This is a genomic window from Mesorhizobium sp. B2-6-1, assembly GCF_006440475.1.
In the GTDB taxonomy this organism is placed as follows: Bacteria; Pseudomonadota; Alphaproteobacteria; order Rhizobiales; family Rhizobiaceae; genus Mesorhizobium.
Genome location: NZ_VFUH01000014.1, coordinates 16,473 through 27,907, shown reverse-complemented (window position 1 = coordinate 27,907; position 11,435 = coordinate 16,473). Strand labels below are relative to the sequence as shown.

Below are 11,435 nucleotides of genomic sequence, written 5' to 3'. Positions count from 1 at the left end.
CTTTTGCATCTAGACTTCGGCCTCGATCCGTTTTGTCTCTGATCGGAGAAGTGATAGTTAGGCCTTGTTTATGTGTCTCGAGCCTAAGGAACCGCGGGTGATCCAAGACGAAGCATTCAGTTTGACGCCTGGCGGGACGACGCTCGAATCCCTATTGTCGCAAATGTTCGATCGGGCGCCCGGGTTCATGGCTCTGATACGCGAGCCTGACCATGTGTTCGTACTGACCAATGCCGCCTACCAGCAACTCATTGGCGACCGGCAGGTTATTGGAAAATCGGCGCGCGAGGCCTTTCCCGAACTCGAAAGACACGAATTCCTCGAACGGCTCGACCGCGTGTACGTGACTGGCGAGTCCTACAGCGGCAAAGGCGTGAAGGTCGGATTCCGCAACAGCAGCAATGGGCCAATTGAAGAGCGTATCCTGGATGTTGTCTATCAGCCGATCAGGGCCGATGACGGTCGAATTACCGCCATCTTCATTGAAGGCACGGATGTCAGCGACCTCTCATTTGCGAATGCCGCGCTTCTGTTGCGCGAAGATCATCTGCGTTCAATCCTGGCGACCGTGCCTGATGCGATGGTCGTCATTGACGAGCAAGGCAGTATCCAGTCCTTCAGCACGGCCGCCGAAACGCTGTTCGGTTACCAGTCGGGCGAGGTCATCGGACAGAACGTCAAGATGCTGATGCCGGCGCCCTATCGCGAAGAGCACGATGCTTATCTGCTTCGCTACCTGACGACCGGGGAGCGTCGGATCATCGGGCTCGGCCGCACCGTGACCGGGGCACGCAAGGATGGCACGACTTTCCCGATGGAGCTTTCCGTCGGCGAAATGCACCCGGGAACCGGACGCTTCTTTACCGGCTTTTGCCGCGACCTGACTGAACGTCATCGCGCGGAAGCAAGAATTCAGGAACAGCAGCAGGAGCTTCTGCACATGGCGCGGTTTACCGCCCTTGGCGAGATGGCATCGACGCTCGCTCATGAGATCAACCAACCGCTGACAGCCATCACCAATTACCTGAAGGGCAGCCGACGGCTCCTGGAGAAGAGCACGGAAGCAAACGCGCCGATGCTGCGGGATGCCGTGGAAAAGGCCGCCGAGCAGGCCCTGCGGGCAGGCGACGTCATTCGTCATCTGCGCGATTTTGTTGCCAGGGGCGAAAGCGAGCGCCAGGTCGAGCGATTGCCGGCGCTCATCGAGGAAGCCTCGTCGCTCGCCCTGGTTGGTGCGAGGGAGATCAATGTCCAGATCGGCTACAAGCTCGACCCTGCCGCGGAACTGGTCTTGACCGATCGCATCCAAATTCAGCAGGTTCTGCTCAATCTGATGCGCAACGCAGTGGAGGCCATGCAGGAAACGCAGCGCCGTGAATTGAAAATCACAACCGTTGCCCGGGACGATGGCATGGCTGAAGTGAGCGTGATCGATACCGGTCCGGGGCTCGCGCCAGAGGTTTCGGCGCAACTGTTCCAGCCATTTGTGACCACCAAGAAGCAGGGTATGGGTGTCGGTCTCTCCATCTGCCGCACCATCGTTGAATCGCACGGCGGCCACATCTGGGCCGAGGCAATGCCGACGGGCGGCACCGCCTTTCGGTTCACCTTACGCATCGTTGAGAAGGATGAGGTCACAAATGGCCGACAGTGATCTGGTCCACGTCGTCGACGACGATGTTGATGTTCGCAAGTCTCTCGGTTTTCTGCTGGCGACAGCCGACTTTGCCGTACGCCTGTACGAGTCGGCCACTGCTTTTCTCTCAGCGGCGGATGGCCATCTCGACGGCTGCATCGTTACGGACGTGCGCATGCCGGGAATAGACGGCATCGAATTGCTACGGCAACTCAGAACAGGCGGCCACAAGATTCCGGTCATCATCATGACAGGTCACGCCGACGTGGCGCTCGCCGTTCAGGCCATGAAGGAAGGCGCTTCCGATTTCGTCGAAAAGCCGTTTGACGACGAGATGCTGATCCAGGCGATACGCTCTGCACTGGCCAACCGGAACGAGGCGAACGCGGCGCATCCCCAGTCCGCGGATATCCGCGCGCGTCTATCGACCTTGTCTGACCGCGAGCGCCAAGTGCTGGACGGACTCGTTGCCGGTTTACCCAACAAGACGATTGCCTACGATCTGGGGATCAGCCCGCGCACGGTCGAAATCCACCGGGCCAATGTCATGAGCAAAATGGAGGCGAGTAGTCTGTCACACCTGGTGCGTATGGCGTTGATCGTGGAGTCCCGACCCTAGGGAGAGTCCTCGAGAGGATTGCGATTTCTGACCTCGGTCCTTTCCCAATCCCAATCGCGCCAATGGGTCGGCCGGATGTCGAGACGGGCACCACTAGCAGCATTCTTCCAGCCCTCCTTTATCCTTCTGCAGGCAAACACAAGCGCGTGCTCGCCGTCTTCGTCGAAAACGGCCAGTTCTAGATCGCGACCAAAAGGAGCGCTTAGGATTGGTTTCCACATCGCATCAAAATCTTCGCAAACGGTGTGGCGCGCCTTGATCTGCATCACTTTTTGAAATTACCGGCAAAGCGGGCGCGATTGCCTGTGTCGAACCGATGTCGACCACAATTCCTGCGGCAGACGCCATACCGGCCGCAATCACATGCGCGCCGCGGGCAGCCCAATCGATCGCGATTGCAGCATTGATATCTGATCCGACGTCCATGGCGATGGGCACCATTTCCCTGAACTGCTCCATGACCTCGCTCCGGCGATGATCGGCCATCTTAGGCCGGCTGCCGAACCAGAATTTGATCCGCGTCAATCACCGCACAATCGCGGCATCTGCGCCATACGCCGATTGATCGTGATCAAGGACTGCGCCGCCTAGGAGCCTATCGTTCGACGGCAAAACGAGATTTGCCATGCGGTATACCTAGGTCGACGAAGGCGCAGTGGCGGCCAGCATGTTGCCAGAGGGCATCCTGGAGCACTGGTTCATTGCCAGCGGCGACCCGATCAGGGCCGGAGAGCGCATAGCCGAGGTTCGCGTCGAAAGCGCGCTGCACGAGATTGTCGCGCCGGCAGCTGGGCGTGCGACCATTGTCGCATCGGCGAATACCGTCATTAAACCTGGATCGATCCTGGCAATCCTGGTGTCGCAGCCTGCTTAAGCCCTCAGCGCCTCAGATTGCCGTTCAGCAATACACGCAAGGATTTCCAGCAATGGCGACCCGACACGCCGCGCCTGCGACCATTGTGAAGCCAAGGTGTTCTTTTTCAACCGCGAGAACCTCCGACAGTGTGAGACTTGCGACGACGCTTGCGCATCATCCGAGCCACAACAAGGCTGGCTCGGTCGACGGCAAGCGTGCATTGGGAAATCAGGCCTTCTACCACGACATCCTCAGCGCCCTTCGGTCCGCGACCAGGGTCGGCGAAGCACGAGCTGGCCACGCACATCCGCGAGTACAACACCGGCTTAAACAATCGCATTGTCGGCATCGAACCGGCGGATCCTCCTACCGAGGCCCAGATCCTGGCGCATGCGCAGTCGTTTCTTCGTGCCCCTGGCCGGATGTTGCCCTGGCCCTCTCCGGTAGCAGTTTGCTGGCCGGCAATTGGCCGCGAATAGCCGGAGCCGTTCAGACCCGATCGCCTGCCGCATTCGAGACTGGGTCACGGCTGCTGCAGCGTGCTGATATACGTGATGATTGCTTCGATCTGATCGGGGCTCGCAGTCCACTCTGGCATATCCGGATGGCCAGTCGAAATGCCCTCCGCAAGAGCTTCCTCCAGATCGGAGATCGGATAGCGCTTTGACAAGGTGCGAAATGGCGGAGCGTCGGGATGGTTGCTCCTGTCAGTTTTTCCGACGGCGTGACAGCGGGCGCAGTTGACCTCCACCAACGCCTTGCCATGCTCCGTTACGCTATCGGCCAAGGCTGGCTGCACACATCCGAGTAACATCAACGCAAATACGGAAGCCCTGAGACGACTATGTCTGTAAACGGCGTTCATGTTGTCTGACGACCTCCGCATTGCCGTCTACACGACAGTCTTAGCCGCGGCATCCTCGATCGCTATCCTGGCGCCCTTACGCATGTTTCTGGCCGTTTCGGAAGCGAGCCTGGAGGTCAATGCGGCGACCTTGCCGGCTTCGATCACGTATTGCGACGTCGCATTCTGCACGAAAGCAGCGAAGATGTCGAAGGCATCATTGAACTGCGGACCACTGATCAAGTCATCGGCCAGCCTCACGTCCTGCTCACAACGATGCTTCAGAAACGCCAGCGTTTCAACATTGAAGCGCATCATGGCCTTGAAGGCGTGCACCTGAAGGGACGCGGCGGCGAGGAAGAGCTTCTGGCCATTCTCCGCCACCGGCAACAATTGTGTGCCTAATGAGGATGGCTCGGGCTGAGTGTGCATTATCGACTACTCCGTTCTGAATCTCCACAGCACGACGTTGACGCCATTCGTCGTCATGTCCTTGATCAGGATCAACCCTATGGTCTTGCGGGCTGTACGAGCGTGCCGGCACCAGCCGTTTTCCTTGCTTTTACGCCTCCCTCTATTTGATGGCCAAGTCGGTTCAACCGCAGATGGAATGAGCGATGGCTTTTAAGATGATTATGGTGCAACTGGACGTAGACGCGACGCCGCGCCGCGCATCTCGATGGCATGGGATTTGGCTCAACGGCTCGAGGCCGACCTCTGGCTTCTAGCGCCGCCGAGCCGCATTTTGTCCTTCCGACCGGCACTGACGACCAGGCCGCGCCCAAGGCGTTGTGGTGCCAGGTGGAGGAGATAGAAGGTCGCCTCGACTGCCTGAGAGAGGAATTCCTGAGCACCGTCAACGGCAGCAATCGTGCATCTTGGCGCGCAAAGATAGGCAATCCCACGCGCGAACTTGCACTCAATGCGCGTGCTGCCGATTTGATCTTGACCGGCTCGCCGTCGACCGATCTGGTGGTCGACCATAATCGTATGCTGGATGCGGCGAGTCTCATCCTGGCGTCCCGTGGCGACGATGTCGCGGACGTTAGCTCTTTCTGGCACGGCACGGAGTGACAGCGCGATCTGTGGTCTTGGATGCGCGCCTCTCCGAACCGGCGGACATCCTCCTGCAGATCGGACAGGATATTGCGGCCGATCTCATAGTTCTCGGCGGCTACGGTCACAGTCGGCTACTGGAGAGGACCTTTGGCGGCGTGACGCGTTCTGTGCTGCGCAGCGGATCATTGCATCGGTTCATATCGACCTGAGCAGGCGGAGCCTCGGAGTCGTGATTTTGACATGAATCAAGGTCGTCCGTTGCCGCAAAGGGTTACGTCCAACCCTTGCCAAATTCGGTGTAGCCGATGCCCGCAGCGCGACAGCGAGTAAATAAGGAGATTCGGACATGAATTATCAGCGGTTCTTCGAGGACGCGATCGACCAGCTCCATGCGGAACGACGCTACCGCGTCTTTGCCGACCTCGAGCGCATAGCGGGCAAATTTCCGCGTGCCATCTGGCGCGCCAACGGCCGCGCAGAGGAAATCACCGTCTGGTGCTCCAACGACTATCTCGGCATGGGCCAGCACCCGGATGTCATCGCAGCGTTCCAGAACGCGGCGGGCCGGATGGGTTCGGGCGCCGGCGGCACCCGCAACATCTCCGGCACCAGCAATCCGCTGGTCGAACTCGAGCATGAGCTCGCCGACCTGCACGACAAGGAAGCCGCGCTGGTCTTCACCTCCGGTTTTGTCTCCAACGAAGCCTCGATCTCGACCATCGCGCGGCTTTTGCCCAACTGCCTGATCATTTCGGACGAGCTCAACCATGCCTCGATGATCGAAGGCGTGCGGCGCTCGGGCGCGGAAAAGAAGATTTTTCGCCACAACGATGTCGCGCACCTGGAAAGCCTGCTGCAGGCGGCGGGCCGCGAACGCGCCAAGCTGATCGTGTTCGAGAGCGTCTATTCGATGGATGGCGATATCGCGCCGATCCGGGAGATCGTCGACCTCGCCGAGCGCTATAACGCCATGACCTATATCGACGAGGTCCACGCCGTGGGCATGTATGGTCCGCGCGGCGGTGGCATCACCGAGCGGGAAGGCCTCGCCGACCGCATCAACATCATCGAGGGCACGCTGGCCAAGGCTTTCGGCACGCTGGGCGGCTACATCACCGGCACGAGTGCTGTCATCGACGCCGTGCGCTCCTATGCGCCGGGCTTCATCTTCACCACCGCGCTGCCGCCGGCCATCGCCGCCGCTGCCACCACCTCGATCCGTCATCTCAAGCGCTCGCAGGCCGAGCGTGACGCCCAGCAGCAGCAGGCGACGCGGACCAAGCAGATCCTCTCCGCCGCCGGCCTGCCGGTGATGGAATCGGCGACCCATATCGTGCCAGTGCTGGTTGGCGACCCCGAGCTTTGCAAGATGGCAAGCGACCGGCTGCTCGGCGTGCACGGCATCTACATCCAGCCGATCAACTATCCGACCGTGCCGCGCGGCACGGAGCGGCTGCGCATCACGCCGACGCCGTTCCATTCGGATGCGCTGATCGCCGAGCTGCAGGACGCCCTGGTCGAGACCTGGGACGCGCTCGGCATTTCCTATGGTTCAGCAGGACGACCTTCCGTGGCCAAGACCGACCGGATCATTCCCCTGCTGGTGCAGCAGGCTTTTGGCTGAACTGGCGCCCAGCACCTCCGGTTCGTTTGACGCAGAGCCCGAACGATTTGATCCCGCTCAATGCTCAGAGCCTTATTATGCCCCAGAATGGCGCCAAATCTCAGGAGCATCGCCATGGGTCCTTGTCCTCACACGTCCTTCGCTGACTTCACGCATGCCGGCCAGCAGGCGCAACAATGGGTCAAGGAGCTCGCCAAAGACCTCTGCTGGAGCGAACCGAGCGCGTGCCGGCTGCTGAGGGCTGTCCTGCACACGGTGCGGGACTGGCTGTCGCCGGCGGAAATGGCCGATCTCTCGGCGCAACTGCCTGTTTTGGTCCGCGGCATCTATTTCGAAGGTTGGAAGCCGTCGGTGCCTGCGCATGAGCGCACGAAGCGCGACTTCATTATCAGTGTCAGAAACAGTTTCGGCTACGATGAGGAGATCGATTTCGATGTCGCGATCAGTGCCGTGTTCAAGCTTCTCGACCGTCACATTTCGCATGGCGAGATCGTACAGGTCAGAAACTCGATGAAAAAGTCGCTGCGAAACCTGTGGCCGGTGGATTGACCGATGTTCCGTGACCGGGAAGACGCTGGAGCGAAGCTTGGCCTGGAGCTGAGCAGACTTCAACTGCATCGGCCCATCGTACTGGCATTGCCGCGTGGCGGCGTGCCCGTCGCAGTGGAAGTGGCCAAAGCCCTCAACGCTCCTCTTGACCTGCTGATCGTCCGCAAGATCGGCGCCCCGGGCAATCCCGAATTGGCTGTTGCCGCAATCATCGATGGCGACCCTGGGGAGGTCGTGCTGAACCGTGAAATTGTCGAGCCTATGGGCTCGACGACGACGCCTTACGTGTCTTGATTGCAAATGAACGTCCTGAACTCGAACGCCGGCGCGTTGCCTATCGTGGCAAGACCAAACCGATGTCGATCGCAGGAAAGACGGCTATCATCGTCGATGACGGTGTCGCGACCGGTACGACCATGAAAATCGCGATCCGCGCCCTCAAGCGCCGGTCACCGAGGGAAATCGTCGTGGCGGTTCCCGTTTCACCGCAAGTGACGGTCGCCGCGCTGGAGCAGGAAGCGGACCGTGTAGTCTGCCTCAGTAGGCCAGGACAGTTCCAGGCCTTGAGCCATCATTATCGCCAGTTCCCGCAACTCTCTGACAACGACGTTGTCTCCGCTATGGACGAGGCTGCCCAGCTGTACAAAACTGGCCAGTGGCACGTTTCCGGCCTGGTTCAAAGGCCATGAAGAACAGGAGATCGAACTGATGCAGATCCGCACGCTTTCTGCTTTGGAATGTACCAAATTGCTGACGGCCAATCGCGTGGGCCGCCTGGCATGCGCAAAGGATGGACAGCCCTATGTCGTGCCGTTCCACTACGCCTATTCGGACGCCCATCTTTACGCGTTTTCCATGCCGGGCAAAAAGATCGAATGGATGCGGGCCAATCCGCTGGTGTGCGTCCAGGTGGATGAGCATGGACAGGGGCGGGGATGGAGAAGCGTCGTTGTTGACGGCCGATACGAAGAACTGCCTGACCGGATCGGCCACAAGCTTGAGCGGGATCATGCCTGGACGGTCTTGAGCAAGCACTCCGACTGGTGGGAACCCGGCGCACTCAAGCCGCTGGTTCCTCCCACAGCCGACAGTGCGCCGCATGTCTTCTTTCGGATCCTGATCGAACGGGTATCGGGACGGGAAGCGAGCGAGTAGTCATTCCATCAATTTGCGCGAGATGCGAAGGGCTGGCGCAATCTGCACCGGCCCTTTTGGATTGTTATCGCGCCATTAAGACCGGTAGTGACGAGCCCTCAAGCATTGACTTAGTGACCCCGCCGAAGATTCGCTCCCGCAGGCGGGAATGACCATAGGCGCCCATGACCAAGAGCTCGGCCGCGACGTCGCCGGCATGCTGGCGAAGCACGTCGGCAACCGAATGATTCGAACTCGGTAGCCGCTCGACGGTAACCTTCACGCCGTGCCGGGCAAGATAAGCCGCGGCATCTGCACCTGGCTCGTCGCCGTGATGGAACTCATTTTCGATGGGATCGATGATGACAAGGCGCACATCTTCGGCGCCTTTCAGCATATCGAGCGACTCGCGGACGGCGCGCGATGACTCCAGGCGGGCGTCCCATGCAACGAGGATGCGTTTCGGCTTCAGCGTCGGGCGCGAGCCCTCGGGAACAAGCAGGATGGGCTTTCCCGATGAAAACAGCGTGCCCTCGATGACTTTCTCCTTCAGCGCATGGCTTGCCAGCAGATCTGGTCCGAGAAGGGTCAGATCGGCGTAGCGGGCACGCCTTCCGATGACGTCGTCGGCCCATCCCATGTCGGGATAGTCGTCGCTCAGATCGGCCGATACGGCAGTCTGGGAGAGAAAGCCGGCGACGTCTGATTTTCGTTTCTCAAGCCTTCTCAACTCGGCCTGCCGCTCCGCAAGCCAGGCAGGCGAGACGACAGCGGCATACTCGCCCCCAGAGGGCGGCGCGGCCAGCTCGAGAACGAGCACGGAGAGATGGGCACCGACCTGTTCGCACAGTGAGGCGGCCAGCTTTAGATCGGCTTCGCCCTGGTTCGGCCCAGTAACCGTAAGCAGCGTCCTGAAAGTCACGGCGGCAACTCCTGATTTCGATTGAAAGGTCAATCTGGCTTCAGTCATTAGCGCGGGTGCCCGGCGCGCTCATTGCGCTGAATCAAATACCGTGACCGCGGGGCATTTGATCCGCATCAACGTACTGCCAAACCAGGGCTGTAGGTTTTCAGCTAATCAATCGGAAAACGCAGATGAAATTCCTGATCGCGGCGGCTCTGGCAGGATTGGCCTTCAACGCGGCTCGCGCCCAGGAACTTGGCGACGGCAAGGCCGAATACATGAACTCGTGCGCGGTCTGCCATGGTCCGGAAGGCAAGGGGGACGGCCCGTTGGCGACGAGTTGTTGAAGCGGCCGAGCGACCTGACGCGCCTCTCCAGGCGCAATGGCGGCGAATTCCCTTACTGGCGTGTTTATGCCGTGATCGACGGCCGCGCCATGGTGCCGGCGCATGGCGAGCGCGACATGCCGGTGTGGGGCAGCCAATTCCTGCCTGCCGACGTGAAGAAATATGGCCCGAACGCAGGCGAAATCGTCACCAGGGAACGGATCCATGAGTTGGCAGGCTATGTCCAGACATTGCAGCAATGAACGCAGCTCGCGCAAACGAAATACGCAAAACACACGTGGAAGGCCGGCCATGATCGTCGATGAGCAGCAAGCCGCTGCCTCTTTTCTGCTTGATCCTGCTACCCATGGCGCGGTCGGGGCCGTCGAGGCGATCGAGACTCACATTTCCCGTATTTTCCTCGTTGGCCAACGCGCCTACAAGATGAAGCGGGGGGTCAAGCTGCCCTATGTCGATTTCTCGGCGCCGGCCCTCAGGCTTGCCGCTTGCGAGAAAGAGGTGGAACTCAACTCGAAGACCGCGCCCGGCCTCTATTTGGTCGTGCGTCGAATCACCCGCGAAGCCGACGGCAAACTGGCTTTCAATGGCACCGGCCAAATGGTCGATGCTGCGATCGAGATGGTCCGCTTCGACCAGTCGAAGCTCCTCGATCGGATGGCAACCGCCGGAGAATTGACGCCGGCGCTGATGACCGCGGTTGCGCGCATGATCGTCAGCTACCACCGTGCCGCGCCGACGATCCACAATGGCGGCGGCTCATCAAATCTGGCTGGCGTGCTCGACATCAACGAGGCTGGCTTTGCCACCAGCCACGTTTTCGCAAAAGCTGAGGTCACGAGCTTTGCCGAGGCCTTCCGCAACGCCCTCGCCCGGCATTCCGGATTGCTCGACCGCCGGGAAGCCGCAGGCAAGATCCGCGGCTGCCATGGCGACCTGCATTTGCACAACATCTGCCTTTTAGACAGCGAGCCTCGCCTCTTCGACTGTATCGAATTCAACGACCAGATCGCCAGCATCGACGTTTTATACGACCTTGCTTTCCTGTTGATGGATCTTTGGCATCGCGGTTTTCCGCAGCTCGCCAACCTTGTGATGAACCGCTATCTCGATGAAGCCGACGACGAGGATGGGTTCGTGCTGCTGCCCTTTTTCATGGCTGTGCGGGCTGCCGTGCGCGCCCACGTCATCGCAACGCAGGTCGAGGAACGCAGCGCCGACAGCGACAGGCTGGTTGCCGAGGCGAGATCCTATTTCGACCTTGCCCGAACATTTCTCCAGGAAAAACCGGCGCGACTCGTTGCCGTTGGCGGTCTGAGTGGCTCGGGAAAGACGACCGTTGCCGAGGCGCTGGCCGCCCATTTCGGTGCAGCGCCAGGCGCCCGCATTGTCGAAAGCGACCGCGTCCGCAAGGCCATGCATGGTGTACCGCCGGAGACCAGGCTGCCGGACAAAGCCTATCGGCCCGAAGTTTCCGATCGCGTCTACCGCGAAATGGCATGGCGCGCCGGCCTGATCCTTTCGCAGGGCGGCTCGGTCGTGGCCGATGCCGTTTTCGACAGACCCGCCGATCGTGAGCGGATCGAGAAAGCGGCGCGCAGCCGGGCTATCAGATTCTCCGGATTTTGGTTGGAGGCGGCCCCGCTTGTCCTGTGGCAGCGGGTCAGCGAGCGCAAGGGCGGCCCTTCAGATGCCACGATCGAGATACTCTCGCGGCAATTGGAGCGAAATGCCACCCAGTCTGGCTGGCGAAAAATCGACGCTGATCGGATGCTCGCCGACATTGTCTTGGAATTGAGAAGGCACTCAGAGAGCGATGCGTCCGAAACCCTGTGCACAGCGTCCTGATCGGTGCAGCGGGCGATC

General features: G+C 60.2%; 17 protein-coding genes. 13 read left to right on the top strand and 4 right to left on the bottom strand.

Features of this window, described 5'->3' with window-relative positions; genetic code table 11:
• Positions 1-163 precede the first annotated feature (163 nt).
• Together FJ443_RS24590 and fixJ are read left to right on the top strand one after the other, a co-directional pair.
• On the top strand, positions 164-1,654 hold the full coding sequence (locus tag FJ443_RS24590) for a PAS domain-containing sensor histidine kinase (RefSeq protein ID WP_224656241.1): 1,491 nt from the start codon (positions 164-166) through the stop codon (positions 1,652-1,654).
• The gene (gene fixJ / locus FJ443_RS24585; RefSeq protein ID WP_140522905.1) at positions 1,641-2,255 is read left to right on the top strand and encodes a response regulator FixJ; all 615 of its coding nucleotides are present in this window, start codon (positions 1,641-1,643) and stop codon (positions 2,253-2,255) included. Before FJ443_RS24590 ends, fixJ begins: the two co-directional genes overlap by 14 nt.
• A 225-nt stretch (positions 2,256-2,480) precedes the next feature.
• Here fixJ and FJ443_RS24575 read toward each other — a convergent pair whose 3' ends face one another.
• Entirely contained in the window at positions 2,481-2,714 is a 234-nt protein-coding gene (locus FJ443_RS24575) for a hypothetical protein (protein ID WP_140527996.1), read from the bottom strand.
• A gap of 196 nt (positions 2,715-2,910) precedes the next feature.
• On the opposite strand from FJ443_RS24575, the gene FJ443_RS24570 reads away from it, so the two are divergent.
• The gene (locus tag FJ443_RS24570; RefSeq protein ID WP_224656228.1) at positions 2,911-3,129 is read left to right on the top strand and encodes a biotin/lipoyl-containing protein; all 219 of its coding nucleotides are present in this window, start codon (positions 2,911-2,913) and stop codon (positions 3,127-3,129) included.
• A gap of 505 nt (positions 3,130-3,634) precedes the next feature.
• Here the strand turns inward: FJ443_RS24570 and FJ443_RS24565 are convergent.
• Positions 3,635-3,925, bottom strand: coding sequence for a cytochrome c (locus FJ443_RS24565; protein ID WP_140523410.1), 291 nt, complete (start codon positions 3,923-3,925; stop codon positions 3,635-3,637).
• A gap of 78 nt (positions 3,926-4,003) precedes the next feature.
• Entirely contained in the window at positions 4,004-4,387 is a 384-nt protein-coding gene (locus tag FJ443_RS24560; RefSeq protein ID WP_140522910.1) for a phasin family protein, read from the bottom strand.
• 369 nt (positions 4,388-4,756) lie between these two features.
• On the opposite strand from FJ443_RS24560, the gene FJ443_RS24555 reads away from it, so the two are divergent.
• The 7 genes from FJ443_RS24555 to FJ443_RS24530 all read left to right on the top strand — a co-directional run bounded on the left by FJ443_RS24555 (position 4,757) and on the right by FJ443_RS24530 (position 8,342).
• Entirely contained in the window at positions 4,757-5,029 is a 273-nt protein-coding gene (locus FJ443_RS24555) for a hypothetical protein (protein ID WP_140522912.1), read from the top strand.
• Positions 5,026-5,223 carry a universal stress protein gene (locus FJ443_RS24550; protein WP_224656227.1) on the top strand — a complete coding sequence of 66 codons (198 nt, stop codon included), beginning with the start codon at positions 5,026-5,028 and terminating at the stop codon, positions 5,221-5,223. Before FJ443_RS24555 ends, FJ443_RS24550 begins: the two co-directional genes overlap by 4 nt.
• Positions 5,224-5,360: 137 nt before the next feature.
• Entirely contained in the window at positions 5,361-6,638 is a 1,278-nt protein-coding gene (gene hemA, locus FJ443_RS24545; RefSeq protein ID WP_140522914.1) for a 5-aminolevulinate synthase, read from the top strand.
• Between the two features lie 114 nt (positions 6,639-6,752).
• A complete protein-coding gene (locus tag FJ443_RS24540; RefSeq protein WP_140522916.1) occupies positions 6,753-7,187 on the top strand; it encodes a DUF2267 domain-containing protein in 435 nt (144 codons plus the stop codon).
• A 3-nt stretch (positions 7,188-7,190) separates the two neighbouring features.
• On the top strand, positions 7,191-7,481 hold the full coding sequence (locus tag FJ443_RS31775; RefSeq protein ID WP_224656349.1) for a phosphoribosyltransferase family protein: 291 nt from the start codon (positions 7,191-7,193) through the stop codon (positions 7,479-7,481).
• A complete protein-coding gene (locus FJ443_RS31770; RefSeq protein ID WP_224656350.1) occupies positions 7,478-7,876 on the top strand; it encodes a phosphoribosyltransferase family protein in 399 nt (132 codons plus the stop codon). Before FJ443_RS31775 ends, FJ443_RS31770 begins: the two co-directional genes overlap by 4 nt.
• A 19-nt stretch (positions 7,877-7,895) precedes the next feature.
• Positions 7,896-8,342 (top strand): pyridoxamine 5'-phosphate oxidase family protein, encoded by a 447-nt coding sequence (locus FJ443_RS24530; protein WP_140522918.1) that lies wholly within the window; start codon positions 7,896-7,898, stop codon positions 8,340-8,342.
• A 64-nt stretch (positions 8,343-8,406) separates the two neighbouring features.
• On the opposite strand, the gene FJ443_RS24525 is transcribed toward FJ443_RS24530, so the two are convergent.
• Positions 8,407-9,243 (bottom strand): universal stress protein, encoded by an 837-nt coding sequence (locus tag FJ443_RS24525; protein ID WP_140522920.1) that lies wholly within the window; start codon positions 9,241-9,243, stop codon positions 8,407-8,409.
• Between the two features lie 173 nt (positions 9,244-9,416).
• Here FJ443_RS24525 and FJ443_RS32095 point away from each other — a divergent pair, with 173 nt between their 5' ends.
• The 3 genes from FJ443_RS32095 to FJ443_RS24515 are packed head-to-tail and all read left to right on the top strand — an operon-like array spanning position 9,417 to position 11,417.
• A complete protein-coding gene (locus FJ443_RS32095; RefSeq protein WP_318013166.1) occupies positions 9,417-9,572 on the top strand; it encodes a c-type cytochrome in 156 nt (51 codons plus the stop codon).
• On the top strand, positions 9,569-9,814 hold the full coding sequence (locus FJ443_RS32090; RefSeq protein WP_318013167.1) for a hypothetical protein: 246 nt from the start codon (positions 9,569-9,571) through the stop codon (positions 9,812-9,814). The genes FJ443_RS32095 and FJ443_RS32090 overlap by 4 nt, the downstream gene beginning before the upstream one ends.
• Positions 9,815-9,863: 49 nt before the next feature.
• Positions 9,864-11,417, top strand: coding sequence for a bifunctional aminoglycoside phosphotransferase/ATP-binding protein (locus FJ443_RS24515; RefSeq protein WP_140522921.1), 1,554 nt, complete (start codon positions 9,864-9,866; stop codon positions 11,415-11,417).
• The last annotated feature ends 18 nt before the right edge of the window (positions 11,418-11,435 follow it).